Source organism: Cellulomonas sp. PS-H5 (assembly GCF_019265565.1).
Classification (GTDB): domain Bacteria; phylum Actinomycetota; class Actinomycetes; order Actinomycetales; family Cellulomonadaceae; genus Cellulomonas.
The window spans coordinates 1-18133 of the sequence record NZ_JAHVCI010000044.1; the positions used below are offsets into that span (position 1 = coordinate 1).

The following is an 18133-nucleotide window of genomic DNA, read 5'->3' on the forward strand; positions in this document are numbered from 1 at the left end:
GGGACCGCCCGGGCCACCGCCGCCACGGCCGCCCGCGCCGCGCGCACCGCGTTCCGCGCGGGCGCCACCACGGCCGGCGCCGTGCGGTCGCTGTCCGACGCCCGCCGCGAGTTCCGCACCGGCATGGCGGAGCGCGAGGCGCAGCTGCGGCACGACCTCGTCGGCGACGTCGACGTGGACGCGATCCGCGCCGAGCGCGCCGGTCGCCGTGCCGCGGCCCGTGAGGCCGAGCACGACGCGCACGGCGCCGTCCCGCCCGCCTGGCACCGGGACCCCGAGGCCCGGGACGCGGCCCGCGCCGCGCGCGCCCGCAAGGGCTGGGCCGACGAGCCGACGGACGACCCGGCCGACGACGACGGCGACCTGCCGTACTCCTTCTACTGACCTGCACCTCGCGGCCCCTAGGCTGCACCCGGTCGCCCGCGCGGGAACACACCCGCGGCGCGCGACGCTGAACCACGAGAACGGGCGAGGGCCCGCGACCCCCGCCACCCGACCCAGACGAGGACACCATGCGCACCGCCGAGATCCGCCAGCGTTGGCTCGACTTCTTCGAGGCCCGCGGCCACGCCGTGGTGCCCTCCGCCCCGCTGATCTCGCCCGACCCGTCGACGCTGTTCGTCATCGCGGGCATGGTGCCGTTCATCCCGTACATGCTCGGCGAGCAGACGGCCCCGTGGCCGCGCGCGACGAGCGTGCAGAAGTGCGTGCGCACCCTCGACATCGAGGAGGTCGGCAAGACCACGCGGCACGGCACGTTCTTCCAGATGAACGGCAACTTCTCCTTCGGCGACTACTTCAAGGAGGGGGCGATCACCCACGCGTGGGAGCTGATCACCACTCCGCAGGACCAGGGCGGCTACGGCTTCCCCGAGGACAAGATCTGGGTCACGGTCTACGAGACCGACGACGAGGCGGCCGAGCTCTGGAAGAAGATCGCCGGCCTGCCGGACGAGCGCATCCAGCGCCGCGGCATGAAGGACAACTACTGGTCGACCGGCGCGCGCGGGCCCGCGGGCCCGTGCTCGGAGATCTACGTCGACCGCGGCCCGGAGTACGGCGCCGAGGGCGGCCCGGTCGTCGACGAGGACCGCTACATCGAGATCTGGAACCTCGTCTTCATGCAGTACGAGCGCGGCGACGGGGGCGGCAAGGAGAACTTCCCGATCCTCGGCGAGCTCAAGCAGAAGAACATCGACACCGGCATGGGCCTGGAGCGCGTCGCGTTCCTGCTGCAGGGCGTCGACAACATGTACGAGATCGACGAGGTCTTCCCGGTCATCGAGGCCGCGCAGCAGCTGTCCGGCCACCGCTACGGCGCGGACCACGAGGACGACGTCCGGATGCGCGTCGTCGCCGACCACGTGCGCTCGGGCCTCATGCTCATGGGCGACGGCGTCGTGCCGTCGAACGAGGGCCGCGGCTACGTGCTGCGCCGCCTGCTGCGTCGCGCCGTCCGCGCGATGCGCCTGCTCGGCGTCGAGACGCCCGCGCTGCCGACGCTGCTGCCGGTCTCCCGCGACGCGATGTCGCCGTCGTACCCCGAGCTGGCGCGCGACTTCGACCGGATCGCCAAGGTCGCGTACGCGGAGGAGGAGGCGTTCCTGCGCACCCTCACCGCGGGCACCTCGATCCTCGACCTCGCGGTCTCCGAGGCGAAGTCCACCGGCACCGGGACGCCCAGCGCGGCCCCGCTGCTGTCGGGCGAGAAGGCGTTCCAGCTGCACGACACCTACGGCTTCCCGATCGACCTCACGCTCGAGATGGCGGCCGAGCAGGGCGTCTCCGTCGACGAGAAGGCGTTCCGGACGCTCATGCAGGCGCAGCGCGACCGCGCCCGGGCGGACGCCCTGGCCAAGCGCGCGGGCCGCACGGACACCGCGGCGTACCAGGACCTGCACGCGACGCTGAGCGGGTCCGGGGCGAAGCCGGTCGAGTTCGTCGGCTACGACCGCAGCACCTCCCGCTCGCGCGTCGTCGGCCTGCTGGTCGACGGGCAGCCCTCGCCCGCGGCCACCGCGCCGGCGGAGGTCGAGGTCGTCCTCGACGTGACGCCGTTCTACGCCGAGATGGGCGGCCAGCTGGCCGACCACGGCACGATCGTGCTCGACGGCGGCGCGACCATCGAGGTCGACGACGTGCAGGCGCCGGTCAAGGGCCTGCCGGTCCACCGCGGCCGCCTGGTCGAGGGCACCGTCACGCTGGACGAGCCGGGCGTCGCGTCGATCGACACCGCGCGCCGCATCGCGATCAGCCGCGCGCACACCGCGACGCACATGGTGCACAAGGCCATCCAGGAGTCGCTCGGCCCGTCGGCCACGCAGGCGGGCTCCGAGAACGCGCCCAGCCGCGTGCGGTTCGACTTCCGCGCCGGCCAGGCCGTGCCGCAGGGCGTGCTGTCCGAGGTCGAGGAGCGGGTCAACACCCGGCTCCAGGAGAACCTCGAGGTCACCGACGCGGTCATGCCGATCGCCGAGGCCCGCGCGCTCGGCGCGATGGCGCTGTTCGGCGAGAAGTACGGCGACCAGGTGCGCGTCGTGTCGATCGGCGGCGACTGGTCGCGCGAGCTCTGCGGCGGCACGCACGTGCGGCAGTCGGGCGAGCTCGGCCTGGTCACCCTGCTCGGCGAGGCCTCGATCGGCTCCGGCGTCCGCCGGGTCGACGCCCTCGTCGGCGACGGGGCGTACGGCTTCCACGCCAAGGAGCGCGCGCTCGTCGGCCAGATCTCCGGCCTGCTCGGGGCGCGCCCCGACGAGCTCGCCGACCGGGTGTCCTCGCTGATGACCCGCCTGAAGGAGTCCGAGAAGGAGCTCGCGGGCCTGCGCGCCGCGCAGGTGCTCGCGATCGCCGGCTCGCTGGCGTCCTCGGCGGCGGAGATCGCCGGCACCCGCGTGGTCACGCACGACGCGGGCGAGGTCGCCGCGGACGACCTGCGCACCCTCGTGCTCGACGTCCGCTCCCGACTCGGCGAGTCCGCGCCGGCCGTCGTCGCGGTCGGCGGCGTGGCCAAGGGCCGCCCGGTGGTCGTCGTCGCGACGAACGCCGCGGCGCGGGAGAAGGGCGTCCGCGCGGGCGCCCTGGTCAAGACCGCGTCCGGCCTGCTCGGCGGGGGTGGCGGCGGCAAGGACGACCTGGCGCAGGGCGGTGGAGCCGACGCCGCCCGGCTGCCGGAGGCGCTCGCCGGCATCCGCGAGGCGATCGGGGCGGGGGCCTGAGCCCCGTGCCCGGCACCCCCGACGCGGCCGACGCGCCCGGCGGGCCGGACCCCGACGCCGTCGTGCGCGGGGCCCGGCTCGCCGTGGACGTCGGCTCCGTCCGGGTCGGCCTCGCGGCCAGCGACCCGGACGGCCTGGTGGCCACGCCGGTCGACACGCTGCCCCGCGACACCCGCCCTCCGGCCCCGGGCTCGCTGCCGTCGGACGTCGCCACGATCGTCGCCGAGGTGGCCGAGCGGTTCGCCGCGGCGGTGTACGTCGGCCTCCCGAAGCACCTCTCCGGGACCGAGGGCTCGGCAGCACAGGCCGCACGCGCGTACGCTGGTGCGCTGGCGCAGGCCGTCGCACCGGTTCCGGTGCGGTTGGTCGACGAGCGGATGAGCACGGTGTCCGCCCATCAGGCGCTGCACGCGTCCGGCCGGTCCGGGCGTCGTCACCGGGCGGTCGTCGACCAGGCGGCCGCGGTGGTGATCCTGCAGACCGCGCTCGACGCGGAGCGCTCCTCGGGCCGCCGGCCCGGTGAGCGGGTCACGGCGACCCGCCCGGAGCCTCCCGCCGAGGAGCGCCCGGGGGGTCGGCAGGACGCTGGACGAGCAGGACACACCGAAGGGACGACCGAGTGAGCGACCTGTTCCTCGGTGCTCCGCAGCAGGAGCACCACGAGGCACCCCCGCCCTCGCGCCGCTCGCGCCGCGACTCGCAGGAGCAGCGCGCGAAGCAGAAGAAGCACCGGCGGCGCCGCAGCGTCGTCGTGCTCCTGCTCGCGCTGGTCCTCGTCGGCGGCGCCGGCTTCGTCGTGTGGAGCGTGTTCGGCGACCTGTTCTCCGGCGGCGGCAGCGCCGACGAGACCGTCCAGGACTACCCGGGCCCGGGCAGCGGCGAGGTCCAGGTGACCGTCGCGTCCGGCGACACCGGCGGCGCCATCGGGCAGACGCTGGTCGACGCCGGCGTCGTCGCGACCGTCAACGCCTTCACCAGCGCGTACGCGGCGAACCCCGCCGCGGTCGGCATCCAGCCCGGCACCTACGGCCTGCAGCTCGAGATGAAGGCCAGCGACGCCGTCGCCGCCCTGCTCGACCCCGCGAACCGGGTGTCGAACCGGGTGACGATCCCCGAGGGCTACACGGCCAAGCAGATCTACCAGCGCGTCTACGAGGTCACCGGCATCACCGTCGAGGACCTCGAGGCCGCCGCCGCCGACCCCGCCGCGATCGGGCTGCCCGCCGAGGCCGGCGGCAACGTCGAGGGCTGGCTGTTCCCCGCCACGTATGAGGTCGAGCCGGGCTCGTCCGCGGCCAGCGTGCTGACGCAGATGGTCGGGCGCACCACCGCGCTGCTGACGTCCAAGGGCGTCGCCCAGGACCAGTGGGAGACCGTCCTCAACAAGGCGTCGATCGTCGAGCGCGAGGGCAAGCTCGACGAGGACCGGGCGAAGATGGCGCGCGCGATCCAGAACCGGCTCGACATCGAGATGCCGCTGCAGATCGACGCGATCAACGCGTACGGCCTGGGGATCTCGGGCACCGAGCTGACCTACGCGGACACCAGCCAGGCCCAGCCGCCGTACAACCCGTACAACTCGTACAAGGTCCCCGGCCTGCCGCCGACCCCGATCGCCAACCCGGGCGAGGTGTCGATCGACGCCGTGCTCAACCCTGCGGACGGCCCGTGGCTGTTCTGGGTGACGGTCAACCTCGACACCGGTGAGACCAAGTTCGCCGAGACCTACGACGAGCACAAGGTGAACGAGGCCGAGCTGCGGGAGTGGCAGGCGGCGAACCAGTGACCGGTGCCGCGCGCCGCGCCGCGGTGCTCGGCCACCCGATCGCGCACTCGCTGTCCCCGGTCCTGCACCGGGCCGCGTACCGGGCCCTCGGGCTCGACGGCTGGGCGTACGACGCGGTCGACGTCACCGAGGAGCAGCTGCCGGCGTTCGTCGGCGACTTGGACGCCGGCTGGGCCGGGCTCAGCCTGACCATGCCGCTCAAGCAGACCGTGCTGCCGCTGCTCGACCACGTCGAGCCGCTGGCGGCCGTCGTCGGTGCGGTGAACACCGTGCTGGTGCAGGCGGGCGGGTCGGGGCGGCCGGTGCTCACCGGGGCGAACACGGATGTGCACGGCATCGTGGCGGCGCTGTCGGAGGGGCTGGCGGCGGCACGGGAGCCGGGTGCCGGTGCCTCCGGTTCCGCGCCGCAGGGTGCGAACGCGACCGATGCCGTGGACACCGTGTCCGGGCCGCGCACCGCCGTCCGCACCGCCGTCGTCCTCGGCGCGGGCGCGACCGCCGCATCCGCTCTCGCCGCGCTTGCCGAGCTCGGCTGCACCACGCCGGTCGTGCTCGCGCGGTCGCTCGGCCGCACGGGCGCGCTCGCCCGCGCCGCGCACCGCATGGGCGTCGAGCCGGCGTTCCGGACGCTCGACGGCGCGCCCGCCGCGCTGGCCGGGGCCGACCTCCTCGTCTCGACCCTGCCGCCGCACGCCGCCGACGACCTGGCGGCCACGCTCGCCGGGGGCGCTGCGCCGCTGCCGGGCGCCGTGCTGCTCGACGTCGCCTACGACCCGCGGCCCACCGCGCTGCACGCCGCCTGGCTCGCCGCCGGCGGCGTCGCGGTGCCGGGGGAGCGGATGCTGCTGCACCAGGCCGCCGAGCAGGTGCGGCTGATGACTGGCCGGCCCGGGCCGCTCGCCGCGATGGACGCGGCGCTCGGGTCGGCGCTGGGCGCGGCGCCCGGGTCGCCGGGGGCGGCGGCCGATCGTGCTGCGACGGCTTGACCGGCTGACCTCCTCGCCCGCTGACCGCTCGACCCGGCTGACCACCTGATTCACCCGGCGCGCGACGGCCTCCGGCTCGTCTGAGCGCCCCCGGGTCCTCATCTCCCCGCACCGGCGTGCCGATGGGTCCTACGGGGCCGGTGCACCTGCCTGCCCCGGACGAAAGGGCAACGGGGTGAAGCAGCTCGGCGAGATCCTGCTGGACGAGGGCCTGGTCAGCGAGGCGCAGCTCATGGCCGCGCTGGACGAGCAGATGGCCCGGGGGCAGTCCCTCGGCCGCACGCTGGTCGAGATCGGGGTCCTCACCGAGGGGCAGCTCGTGGCCGCGCTGGCGCGGCAGGTCGGCATGGCGTTCGTCGACCTCGACGAGTACCAGGTGGACCGGTCCGCGGTGTCGATGGTGCCCGCCGCCCTGTGCCGCCGGTACACCGTGCTGCCCGTGGGGTTCCAGGACGGCGCGCTCGTCCTCGCCACGGCCGACCCCGGCAACGTGGTCGCCGTCGACGACGTGCGGACCGTGTCCGGCATGGCCGTCCTGCCGATCGTCGCGACCTACGAGAACCTCAGCCGCGCGATCGAGCGGTTCTGCCGCGCCGACGGCGAGATGGAGGACCTGTCCTCCGCGTTCGAGGAGGAGCAGCAGTCCCAGCAGGCGCAGGTCGACCTGTCGAGCATCGGCAACGCCGTCGAGGACGACGCCCCGATCGTCCGGTACGTGAACCTGCTGGTGACGCAGGCCATCTCCGACCGCGCCTCCGACATCCACATCGAGCCCACCGAGCACGACCTGCGCGTGCGGTACCGGATCGATGGCGTGCTGCACGAGATGCAGCGCTCGCCCAAGCAGATCCAGGGTGGCGTCATCTCGCGCGTCAAGATCATGTCGGACATCGACATCGCCGAGCGCCGCAAGCCGCAGGACGGCCGCATGTCCGTCACCCACAACGGCCGCAAGATCGACCTCCGCGTCGCCACGCTGCCGACGGTGTGGGGCGAGAAGATCGTCATGCGAATCCTGGACAACTCGACCGCGTCGCTCGACCTGCGCGACCTCGCGTTCCTCGAGCACAACTACGAGTCGTACAAGGACGCGTACACCAAGCCGTACGGGATGATCCTGGTCACCGGGCCCACGGGTTCCGGAAAGTCGACCACCCTGTACGCGACGCTGAACGCGGTCTCCAAGCCCGAGATCAACGTCATCACCGTCGAGGACCCGGTCGAGTACCGGCTCGCCGGCATCAACCAGGTCCAGGTGAACCCGAAGGCCGGCCTGACGTTCGCGGGCGCGCTGCGCTCCATCCTGCGGTCCGACCCCGACGTCGTCCTGCTCGGTGAGATCCGCGACCACGAGACCGCGCAGATCGCCATCGAGGCGGCGCTCACCGGCCACCTCGTGCTCTCGACCCTGCACACCAACGACGCGCCGTCCGCGATCACCCGCCTCACCGAGATGGGCATCGAGCCGTTCCTCGTCGGTTCCGCGCTCGACGCGGTGGTCGCCCAGCGGCTCGCCCGGCGGCTGTGCGCCAAGTGCTGCGAGCCGTACGTCCCGACCGAGACCGAGCTCATCGGCGCGCGGTTCCCGTGGGTGCCGGGGGAGCCGCTGCCCGAGCTGTTCCGGCCGGTCGGCTGCGTCGCGTGCTCCCGCACCGGCTACCGGGGGCGCGTCGCGCTGCACGAGGTCATGCGGGTGACCGAGGACATCGAGCGCCTGGCAGTGGCGCGGGCGTCGGCCGCCGAGATCGGCGCCACCGCGCGGCAGCAGGGCATGATCACGCTCCGCGACGACGGCTGGCAGAAGGTCGCGCTGGGGCAGACGTCGGTGGAGGAGATCCTCCGGGTCGTGGCGTGACGCGCTGAAGCGCTCCGGGCCCGGCCGGGTCCCGCCGGGTCCTGAGCAGGGGAAGCCGTGCGCCCTGGCGGCGCGCTTCTCTGGGCGACCCTCGGTGCGCCGAGGGGGTAGCCGACGCGTCGAGCGAGCAGTCGAGGACTACTCGCTCGACGCGTCGGCTACTCGGTCGTGCTCCCGCCCGCGGTCGCCGGACGGCGCCGGCCGGGTGGTCCGCGCGGGCGGGGGAGTGGAAGCGCGCCGGAACCCTCAAGAGGGCGGGGCACTGCGCCGATCAGGGGATGCGTAGCACGGCCCGGTGTGCCGCCGGGTGGGCGAGGAAGGGGAACGACGGTGAGCGAGTCCTACACGGGCGACCCGGCGGAGACGCGGGCGCTCCCGCCGTACCTGCCGCCGACAGGGCAGGCCGCGGCCGGCCAGGCGCCGGCCGGTGCGCCGCCCGCCTACGCGGTGCCGCCGGTGCTGCCCCCCCAGGGCGCTCCGGCCGGCTACGGCACCACTGTGCCGACCGCCGGCTACGGCGGTCCCGTGCCCGCATCGCACACGCCGCCGGCCGGTGCGCCGGGCGCCCCCGTCGCCGCGGCGCCGACGCGCGCGTCGCTGCGCCAGGCGCAGCCGGCCGCCGCACCTGCGCCCGCGGGTCCGCCGACGCAGGTGCTCGCTCAGTCGCAGGGCGGCGCCCCCGCTCGCCCGGCCGCGCCCCCGCAGCCGCCGGCACGGGCGGCCGCGCCCGCCCCGCAGCGCGCCGGCATGGGCCAGCGCGCCGAGGACGGCGACGTGCCGCTCGACGCCGTCCTGGTCCGGATGGTCCAGCTCGGCGCGTCCGACCTGCACCTCACGAGCGGTTCGGCCCCGATGGTCCGGGTGAGCGGCACGCTGCACCCGCTGGAGGAGTTCCCGGTGCTGGCGCCCGAGGCGCTGCGCCGGTCGATCTACTCGGTGCTCACGCAGAAGCAGCGCGAGCAGTACGAGGCGGCCCTCGAGCTGGACTTCGCCTACGCGGTGCGCGGCCACGCGCGGTTCCGCGTGAACCTGTACCAGCAGCGGGAGTCGATCGGAGCGGTGTTCCGCGTCATCCCGTACGAGATCAAGGAGCTCGCGCAGCTCGGCGTCCCCCCGGTGGTCGGCTCGTTCGCCGGCCTGCCGCGTGGCCTGGTCCTCGTCACCGGTCCGACCGGCTCCGGCAAGTCGACGACGCTCGCGTCGATCATCGACCTCGCCAACCGGACGCGTGCCGACCACATCATGACGGTCGAGGACCCGATCGAGTTCCTGCACCGCCACAAGCGGTCGATCATCAACCAGCGCGAGGTCGGCGCGGACACGCACTCGTTCGCGAACGCCCTCAAGCACGTGCTGCGCCAGGACCCGGACATCATCCTGGTCGGCGAGATGCGTGACCTCGAGACGATCTCGGTCGCGCTGACGGCCGCGGAGACCGGCCACCTCGTGTTCGCCACCCTGCACACGCAGGACGCCGCGCAGACCATCGACCGCATCATCGACGTGTTCCCGTCGCACCAGCAGGACCAGGTGCGCACGCAGCTCGCCGCGTCGCTGCAGGCCGTGGTCTGCCAGACGCTCTGCAAGACCGCGAACGGCCAGGGCCGCGTCGTCGCCACCGAGGTCATGATCGCGACCCCCGCGATCCGGAACCTGATCCGCGAGGGCAAGACGCACCAGATCTACTCGTCGATGCAGGCCGGCACCGACGCCGGCATGCACACCCTCGACCAGAACCTGTCCGACCTGGTGCGCACCGGGAAGGTCACCTACGAGGTCGCGCTCGAGAAGGCGCACCACATCGAGGACTTCAACAAGATGGTCGGCCGCACTGCCCGCATGAACCAGGGTGCGTCCGCGCTGAACAGCACCGGCGTCGGGTCCGGGTTCGGAGGACAGTTCTGATGGCGGTCGCGCGCACGTACGAGTACTCGATCCGGGACGGAGGCGGCAAGCTCGTCAAGGGCCGGATCGAGGCCCCGAACCAGGCCGCGGTGGTCAACCGGCTCCGCACGATGGGCATGGCCCCGCTCTCGATCAACGAGGTCCAGAACACCGGCCTCCAGCGGGAGATCACGATCCCGGGCTTCGGCGAGCGGGTGAAGCTCAAGGACCTCGCGGTCATGGCCCGGCAGATGGCGACCATGATCTCCGCCGGCCTCTCGCTGCTGCGCGCGCTGTCGATCCTCGCGGCGCAGACCGAGAACAAGGCGCTCGCCAAGGTGCTGGCGCAGGTCCGCAGCGACGTCGAGACCGGCAACTCGCTGTCCGACGGACTGTCCCGCCACCCCGACACCTTCCCGCCGATCATGATCAACATGATCAAGGCCGGCGAGGTCGGCGGCTTCCTCGAGGAGGCGCTCAAGTCGGTCGCGGAGAACTTCGAGTCCGAGGTGAAGCTCAAGGCCCAGATCAAGTCGGCGATGACCTACCCCGTGATGGTCTTCATCATGGCGATCCTCGCCGTCGTGGGCATGCTGCTGTTCATCGTGCCGATCTTCGAGCAGATGTTCACGGACCTCGGCGGGCAGCTGCCGTGGCCGACGCAGATCCTCGTGTTCCTGTCCGGGGTGATGAAGTGGCTCGCCCCCGTGCTGCTCGTCGTGAGCATCGTCTTCGCGTTCTGGTGGCGGAAGCACAAGAACGACGACGCGATCCGGTCGCGGGTCCAGCCGTTCACGCTCCGGGTGCCGATCTTCGGACCGCTGTTCAAGAAGGTGGCCATCGCCCGGTTCACCCGTAACTTCGGCACGATGCTGAGCGCCGGCGTGCCGATCCTGCAGTCGCTGGAGATCGTCGGCCAGACCTCGGGCAACTGGGCCATCGAGCAGGCGGTCAAGGACGTCCAGGAGAGCGTGCGCACCGGGCAGTCGCTCGCGGCGCCGCTGGCGAATCACGCGGTGTTCCCGCCGATGGTCACGCAGATGGTCGCGACCGGTGAGGACTCCGGCTCGCTCGAGCTGATGCTGAAGAAGGTCGCCGAGTTCTACGACGAGGAGGTCTCGGCCACCACCGAGCAGCTCACGTCGCTCATCGAGCCCCTCATGATCGCGGTCCTGGGGACGCTCATCGGCGGCATGATCATCGCGCTCTACATGCCGATCTTCTCGATCTTCGAGCTCGTCGGCTGACGAATCGGACATCTGCCACATTGCACCGCCTTCTGGGCGAAAAGGACCACCCGTTCGGGGGATCAAGACACCAGGTCACAGGCCGATGAACTGGGTGCAACACCTTGAACGTCGCATTCCGCGGCACTCGTCCCGAACTTTCTCAGAAGAGGTCAACAATGCACGCTCGCATCCGTGAGGTCATGGACAAGCGCCAGAACGGTGAGAAGGGCTTCACGCTCATCGAGCTCCTGGTCGTCATCATCATCATCGGCATCCTCGCCGCGATCGCCATCCCGGCGTTCCTGAACCAGCGCCAGAAGGCCTGGGCCTCGCAGGTGGAGTCCGACGTCAAGAACGCGGCCATCGCCGCCGAGTCCTACGCGGTCGGCAACAACGGCTCGTACGACAAGCTCGACGAGACTGCTCTCGCGAGCAACGGTTTCAACGAGACCAAGGATGTCGACGTCAAGGTCCAGAACGTGACCGCGAACAGCTACGAGCTCGTCGGCACGAACACGAACCTCGGCGCGACCCGCACGTTCACGTACAAGAGCGAGGACGGCGTGATCGTCGACTCCGCCAAGCCGTGATCTGAGATCACTCCTCAACGGTGCGGGGTGTCGCCTCGGCGGCACCCCGCACCGCGCATGTCCGGCACGACCACGAGAGGTGAGGCAGTGCGAGCACTCCTGGCCCGCGCACGCGCGCGGCACGCGGGGCGGTCCGACGCGGGCATCACGCTCGCCGAGGTCCTGGTCGCGATGCTGATCTTCGCGATCATCTCCACCGGCTTCATCGCCACCTCCATCAGCGTCATCTCCGTGACCCGGGACTCCCGCGCCCGCGAGGTCGCGGCCAACCTCGCCGCCGAGGAGATTGACCTCGCCCGCGACACGGACGACCTGTTCACCCTTCTGGACGCGACCCGGTCGGTGAGCCTCAACGGCGACACCTTCCACGTGGCGCGGACGACCAGCTGGGTGACGAACCCCGACCAAGACTTCTCCTGCGGCGGCGCCGGCGGCATTGGCGCCGCGGCGGGCGGCATGCTCCGCTACAAGCGGGTGAGCGTCGCGGTGACGTGGGACAACATGCGCGACGGCGCGCGTGCGGTCCGGTCCGACACGGTGATCAACCCCGGGGCGAAGCTCAACGACCCCGAGCTCGGCACGATCATCGTGTCGGTGCTCAACGGCGCCGGCACGGGATCGAAGGACGTCGCGGTGTCGACGTCGCCGTCGGCCGGCTCGGTCATCAGCCCGACCGACGCCCAGGGCTGCACCTACGTGCTCAAGGTCAAGCCGCAGAGCTACACCGTGTCGATCTCGCGGTCCGGCTACGTCGACTCGAACCAGCAGAGCTCGGCGTCGCAGACGGTGTCGGTGGTCGCGGGCCAGTCGACCACCGTCGGGTTCCAGTACGACAAGGCGGCGGTGTTCACGGCGCGCCTCGCGTCGACCGCGCCCGCCGGTGTGGCGCCGAAGATCGCGACGAACATGAAGACGACCTTCACGAACACCTACGGCATCTTCAACCGCAGCGCGGACAGCGGCTCGGGCACCACCCAGAAGTTCAACCTGCACCCCTTCTCGCAGGGCTACCAGGCCTACGCCGGGACCTGCGACTCGGCGGACCCGATGCAGTGGCCCGACGAGGCCGTGCCCGGCGGGACGCTGCACGGCGAACGCTTCCCCAACGTCGCGGCGGCTCCGGGCGGTGCTGCCACGGTGGACGTCCCGATGGGTCTGGTCGCGATCACCGGCGGGTCGGGGGGCTCCTACCTCAAGGCCGTGTCCCAGAATCCCCCCCAGAGCTCGACGCTCCCGGGGTGTGCGGCGGTCGAGACGCTGACCTTCGGCAGCGTCGTCGGCGGCGGCACGACGGTGGTCGCGCTCCCGTACGGGAACTGGAAGCTGTACCGGGGGACGACGTCGGGGACGCAGAACACCCTGGTGCCCGCGAGCACCATCTCCTTCCCGGCGCCGGCTGTGCCGGAGCGCAGCTCGGTCGCGGCCGACGGCTGGGTGACGCTCGACCCGCGCGTGGTGGTGGCGCCGTGAGGCGGCTGCGGGCGCTGCGGGACCGCGGTGACGCGGGGGTGACGCTCACCGAGCTGATCGTGACGATGGCGCTGCTCAGCGTCGTGACCACCCTCATCCTCGTCATGGTGACGAGCGTGGCGCGGAACTTCACGCACGAGCGGACGGCCACCGACAACGCGATGAACGCGTCGAACGGGATGAACGAGCTCACGCGCGTCATCCGCTCGGGGACGAGCCTGCAGCTCACCGGCGTCGTCGAGCAGCAGCCGCCGTTCGTCTCGGCCGGCACGAACTCGGTGCTGATGTACGTGTACATCGACGCGGACTCCGCGAACCCCCGGCCGCTCAAGGTCCAGTTCAGCATCGACTCGACCGGCCGGGTGCGCGAGACCCGGTGGCTCGCCACGACGTCGAAGTCGCCGTGGACCTTCTCGACCTCGTCGTCCGTCCGGACGATCGCGCGATCCGTCCCCGCCGGCGCGCCCCAGCTGTTCCGGTACTACGACGCGGGCGGGAACGAGCTCGTCGTGCCGAACACCGGGACGCTGACCGCGGCTCAGATCGACCTGGTGGCGTCGGTCCAGATCTCTCTGACCGTGCAGTCGGACACCTCGTCCCGCGTGGCCCCGGTGACGCTGCAGAACACCGTCGGCATCCCCAATCTCGGCGTCTCGAGGATCAAGCCATGAGAAGAGCACTGCGTCGTGTGCTGGCGGGCGAGCCGCGGGACCGCGGTCTCGCGCTGCCGCTCGTCATCGGCATCACCTCGGTGATGGCCGCCCTGATCGTCGCAGCCGTCGCGTTCAGCGTCGGCTCGCTCCGGAAGGCCGGGACCGACCAGGACTGGGGTGCCGCCCTCGCCGCGGCGTACGCGGGCATCGAGGAGTACGAGAGCCGGCTCGCCAACGACACCGGCTACTTCGCGTACGGGAACCCGGCCTCGGAGTTCTCAAACCCGTCGCACAGCGTCTCGACGCTGCTCACGCTGCCGACCGGTGCCGCGGCCAACCCCGCCTTCGGCCTCGGTGCGTCCGGTACCTGGGCGACTGTGCCGGGCAGCGACGGGACCGCGCACTTCCGGTACGAGGTGGACAACTCGCGCTACTACGCGGACGGCACGCTCCGGGTCCGTTCGACCGGCCGGTCCGGGAACGAGACGCGGTCGGTCGTCGCCGACCTGAAGCAGCAGGGCTTCATCGACTTCCTGTACTTCACCGACTACGAGGTCTCGGACCCGACGGCGAGCAACCCGACGAGCACGACGAACTGCGCGATCCGCTACCCGCTCAACCGTCCCAACTGCAGCACCATCTTCTTCGGCAACAGCGACGTCATCGACGGCCCGATGCACACGAACGACGCGATCCAGGTCAACGGCAACGCGCAGTTCCTCGGGAAGACCACGACGTCCTGGAAGGCGAGCTCGGGAGCCAACTACGTGAAGGACGGCAACGTCAAGCCGGTCTTCAAGTTCGACGGCGACCCGACCTACCAGGCGACGATCGGCATGCCGGCGACCAACGCCCAGATCAAGAAGGAGACGCGGTCCGATCTCCCGAGCGAGGTGCCGGTGACGGGCTGCCTCTACACGGGTCCGACCTCGATCGTGTTCAACAGCAACGGCACGATGACCGTGATCTCGCCGTGGACCAAGTTCACGAACACCACCGGCGACAACGACACCGGCGGGAGCAACCCCGCCAAGTGCGGCACGCCAGGTGCGACCGGCCTGGCCAAGAAGTCGGGGTCGTCCTACGTCGGTCAGACGATCTCGGTCCCGGCCAACCTGGTGGTGCACGTGCAGACGGTGCCCGGGAAGAGCACCGACGTCAACTACACCGCGAGCACCAAGACGCCGCCCGGCGACGGGGCGATCTCCTGCGGGTCGACGACGACGAACAACCTCGGCTACCCGATCGCGAACGAGACCGAGCCGTTCACCGGGGCGTACGGGTGCCGCAACGGGGACATCTTCGTCAAGGGCACCCTGAACGGGCGCGCCACGCTGTCTGCGGAGAACTACGTCTACATCACGGGTGACCTCAAGTACAACGACGCGACCGCGGACATGCTGGGTCTCGTCGGCCAGAACGCCGTCTGGGTCTGGAACCCGATGAAGAAGACCACCAGCGGCAACAACACCACGTACACGCAGCTCCTGGGCGGGACCAACCGGACGATCAACGCCGCCATCCTCTCGGTGGCGCACACGTTCATGGTGCAGAACTACAACGTGGGCGGAACCCGCGGGAAGCTCATCGTGGTGGGTGCGATCGCCCAGAAGTACCGCGGGCCGGTGGGTACCAGCCAGGGCGGCACCATCGTCAACGGCTACATCAAGGCGTACGACTACGACGACCGGTTCAAGAACACCGCGCCGCCCAAGTTCCTGTCGCCCGTCACGACGACCTACGGGATCAACACCTGGGTCGAGGTCCAACCCGCGTTCAAGGCCGACGGGACGTACAGCTGACATGAGCGCGGACGTGCTGCTGCTCGCCGCGCTGGCGGGGGTCGTGGGGCTGGTGATCGGGTCGTTCCTCAACGTCGTCGTGTGGCGCGTGCCCCGAGGTGAGTCGGTGGTCTCGCCGCCGAGCGCGTGCCCGCGGTGCGGGACCCGGATCCGCGCGCGGGACAACGTGCCGGTGCTGTCGTGGCTCCTGCTCCGCGGGCGGTGCCGGGACTGCGGCGAGCCGATCAGCGCCCGGTACCCGCTCGTCGAGCTCGGCACCGGCCTGCTGTTCGCGCTGCTCGCCGCCGTGGTCGGCGTGTCGTGGGTGCTCCCAGCCGTCCTGTACCTCGCCGCCGTGGCCGTCGCCCTCGCGCTCATCGATCTCGACCACCACCGCCTCCCGGACGCCCTCGTCCTGCCGTCCTACCTGGTCGGTGCCGCGCTGCTGGCCCTCGCGTCGTGGAACCCCGGCGGTGGCAGCGACTGGGGTGCCCTGCTGCGCGCGGCGATCGGGTGCGCGGCCCTCTGGATCTTCTACTTCGCCGCCGCGTTCGCCTACCCGGCGGGGATGGGGTTCGGCGACGTCAAGCTCGCCGGCGTGCTCGGCATGTACCTCGCCTGGTTCGGCTGGGGCGCGTTCGCCGTGGGCGCGTTCGGTGCGTTCCTCCTCGGCGGGCTGTTCTCGATCGGGCTCATCCTCGCGCGGCGCGCGGGCCGGAAGTCCGGCATTCCCTTCGGGCCGTGGATGCTCGCCGGGGCATTTGTCGGGATCACCGTCGGGCAGGTCGCGTGGGACGGATATCTCGACCTGTTCGCCTGAGGGCTGCAGATCGCCCTGGGAAATCCTCAAGTCGAGTGCGGCGGCACCCGATCAGTCAGCAGTACGGATGTCGGAAGAATGGGGTCCTGGCGTGGCCAAGACACGCGTGATCGGGCTCGACATCGGGACGACCCAGGTGCGGGCGACCGAGGTGGAGCTGAGCGCCGGCCGGGGCGGCCGCGGGGTCCTGCCGACCCTGCTGCGCGCCGGGGAGGTGCCGCTGCCGTTCGGTGCCGTCCGGGACGGTGAGGTCTCCGAGCCGTCGACCGTCGGCACCGCGATCAAGCAGCTGTGGTCGCAGCACAAGTTCTCCCACAAGAACGTGGTGATCGGGATCGGCAACCAGCGGGTCGTCGTGCGCGAGCTCGACCTGCCGGCGATGCCGCTCCCGGAGCTCAAGGCCTCGCTCCCGTTCCAGGTGCAGGACCTGCTCCCGGTGGCCGTCGAGGACGCGATCCTCGACTACCTCCCGACCGGCTCCCGCGCCGGTGAGCACGGCCCGGTCGTCTCGGGGCTGCTCGTCGCGGCGACCAAGGACACCGTGCGTGCGAACATCGCCGCGGTCCGTGCGGCAGGTCTCCGACCGGTGAGCGTCGACCTCAGCGCCTTCGCGCTCGCCCGTGCGCTCCCGGCCGTGTCGGACGACGTCCACACGGTGGCGCTCGTCGACATCGGTGCCCGCGTGACCACGGTCGTCATCGTCGCCAACGGCGTGCCGAGCCTCGTGCGGCTGCTGCCGACCGGCGGCCAGGACGCGACGGACGCGGTCCAGCAGGCGCTGAACGTGCCGACCGCCGAGGCCGAGGCGCTCAAGCGGCAGATCGGCTTCGGCTACGCGACCTCCCCGGAGCACGACGCCGCGGCGCGCGCGCTTGCGACCGCGACGACGTCACTGGTCGAGTCGATCCGGAACACCTTCGTGTACTACGCGGCGTCGCACCCGGGTGCCGCCGCGCAGGCGGTCTACCTCACGGGCGGGGCCTCGCAGCTCCCGGGTCTGGGGCAGTACCTGTCCAGCGCGAGCCGGCTCCCGGTCACCCTGGGCCAGCCGCTGGGCTCGGTGGCCCTGGGGCGGGGCGCCGCCCTGGACGGCCGCCTGGCCGAGGAGCAGCACCGGCTCGCCGTGTCGGTGGGTCTCGCGATGGGAGCGGCGGCATGACGACGACCAAGGAACACAGCGTCCCGACGCCCGTCGGGGCCGTGCCGGGGGGCTTCGTCCCGCCGCGCGTGAACCTGCTCCCGCCGGAGATCTACGCCTCCCAGGCGGTCGGCAAGCTCAAGCGCTACCTGGCGCTGGGCCTGGTCCTCGTGATCGCGCTCTGCGGTGGCGTCTACACGCTCGCCTCGATGCGCCTCGACGGCCAGAAGGACGAACTCGCCGCGGCCGAGGCCGAGACCCTGGCGCTCACCCAGGCGCAGGCGCAGTACGCCGAGGTGCCGGTCGTGCTGGGCCGCCTCCAGCAGCTGGAGGAGGCGCGGCAGCTGGGCATGTCCACCGAGACGCTCTGGGCCGACTACCTCGGCGCCGTCTTCGCGGTCATGCCCGGCGGGGTCAAGGTCGCGAGCATCACGGTGACGGGCGCGACCCCGCTGCTCGCTCCCGCGGCCGAGACGAATCCGCTGCTGAGCCCCGGCGCCGTCACGCAGCTGGACCTCACCGCGATCAGCGACACGCTGCCCAACATCGCGCAGTGGCAGGACGGGCTCAACAGCGTTCCTGGTTTCCAGGACGCGTGGGTCAACGTCGTGACGGTCGGCGAGGACGAGGACGACAACACGCCGCGGTTCGAGCTCTCCGTGCGCGTCCAGGTGACCGACGAGGCGTACGCCCACCGGTTCCTGCCTGAGGAGGGTGAGGGCTGAC

At 71.8% G+C, this 18133-nt stretch carries 15 protein-coding genes; all 15 read left to right on the forward strand.

Annotated elements, in window-relative coordinates:
- On the forward strand, window positions 1-384 hold a 384-nt coding region (locus J5O08_RS15240), incomplete at its 5' end, for a hypothetical protein (protein ID WP_218707732.1).
- A gap of 128 nt (window positions 385-512) precedes the next feature.
- The gene (alaS, locus tag J5O08_RS15245) at window positions 513-3215 is read left to right on the forward strand and encodes an alanine--tRNA ligase (protein ID WP_218707733.1); all 2703 of its coding nucleotides are present in this window, start codon (window positions 513-515) and stop codon (window positions 3213-3215) included.
- A 5-nt stretch (window positions 3216-3220) separates the two neighbouring features.
- Window positions 3221-3838, forward strand: coding sequence for a Holliday junction resolvase RuvX (gene ruvX / locus J5O08_RS15250; protein WP_218707734.1), 618 nt, complete (start codon window positions 3221-3223; stop codon window positions 3836-3838).
- Window positions 3835-5001 (forward strand): endolytic transglycosylase MltG, encoded by a 1167-nt coding sequence (gene mltG / locus J5O08_RS15255; RefSeq protein WP_308281653.1) that lies wholly within the window; start codon window positions 3835-3837, stop codon window positions 4999-5001. The genes ruvX and mltG overlap by 4 nt, the downstream gene beginning before the upstream one ends.
- The gene (locus J5O08_RS15260; protein WP_218707736.1) at window positions 4998-5987 is read left to right on the forward strand and encodes a shikimate dehydrogenase; all 990 of its coding nucleotides are present in this window, start codon (window positions 4998-5000) and stop codon (window positions 5985-5987) included. The genes mltG and J5O08_RS15260 overlap by 4 nt, the downstream gene beginning before the upstream one ends.
- A gap of 175 nt (window positions 5988-6162) precedes the next feature.
- Window positions 6163-7842: a GspE/PulE family protein gene (locus tag J5O08_RS15265; RefSeq protein WP_217615285.1), complete on the forward strand. Its 1680-nt coding sequence runs from the start codon at window positions 6163-6165 to the stop codon at window positions 7840-7842.
- Window positions 7843-8172: 330 nt separating this feature from the next.
- The gene (locus J5O08_RS15270; protein ID WP_308281654.1) at window positions 8173-9747 is read left to right on the forward strand and encodes a type IV pilus twitching motility protein PilT; all 1575 of its coding nucleotides are present in this window, start codon (window positions 8173-8175) and stop codon (window positions 9745-9747) included.
- A complete protein-coding gene (locus tag J5O08_RS15275) occupies window positions 9747-10973 on the forward strand; it encodes a type II secretion system F family protein (RefSeq protein ID WP_218707738.1) in 1227 nt (408 codons plus the stop codon). Before J5O08_RS15270 ends, J5O08_RS15275 begins: the two co-directional genes overlap by 1 nt.
- Before the next feature lie 158 nt (window positions 10974-11131).
- Window positions 11132-11545: a prepilin-type N-terminal cleavage/methylation domain-containing protein gene (locus J5O08_RS15280; protein ID WP_218707740.1), complete on the forward strand. Its 414-nt coding sequence runs from the start codon at window positions 11132-11134 to the stop codon at window positions 11543-11545.
- Window positions 11546-11632: 87 nt separating this feature from the next.
- Window positions 11633-13015 carry a prepilin-type N-terminal cleavage/methylation domain-containing protein gene (locus tag J5O08_RS15285; RefSeq protein WP_218707743.1) on the forward strand — a complete coding sequence of 461 codons (1383 nt, stop codon included), beginning with the start codon at window positions 11633-11635 and terminating at the stop codon, window positions 13013-13015.
- Window positions 13012-13686: a prepilin-type N-terminal cleavage/methylation domain-containing protein gene (locus tag J5O08_RS15290; RefSeq protein ID WP_218707744.1), complete on the forward strand. Its 675-nt coding sequence runs from the start codon at window positions 13012-13014 to the stop codon at window positions 13684-13686. Before J5O08_RS15285 ends, J5O08_RS15290 begins: the two co-directional genes overlap by 4 nt.
- Window positions 13683-15470: a hypothetical protein gene (locus tag J5O08_RS15295; protein WP_218707745.1), complete on the forward strand. Its 1788-nt coding sequence runs from the start codon at window positions 13683-13685 to the stop codon at window positions 15468-15470. The genes J5O08_RS15290 and J5O08_RS15295 overlap by 4 nt, the downstream gene beginning before the upstream one ends.
- Before the next feature lies 1 nt (window position 15471).
- Window positions 15472-16269, forward strand: coding sequence for an A24 family peptidase (locus J5O08_RS15300; RefSeq protein ID WP_218707746.1), 798 nt, complete (start codon window positions 15472-15474; stop codon window positions 16267-16269).
- 91 nt (window positions 16270-16360) lie between these two features.
- Window positions 16361-17428 (forward strand): type IV pilus assembly protein PilM, encoded by a 1068-nt coding sequence (gene pilM, locus J5O08_RS15305; protein WP_218707747.1) that lies wholly within the window; start codon window positions 16361-16363, stop codon window positions 17426-17428.
- Window positions 17425-18132: a fimbrial assembly protein gene (locus tag J5O08_RS15310; RefSeq protein ID WP_218707748.1), complete on the forward strand. Its 708-nt coding sequence runs from the start codon at window positions 17425-17427 to the stop codon at window positions 18130-18132. Before pilM ends, J5O08_RS15310 begins: the two co-directional genes overlap by 4 nt.
- Window position 18133 lies beyond the last annotated feature (1 nt).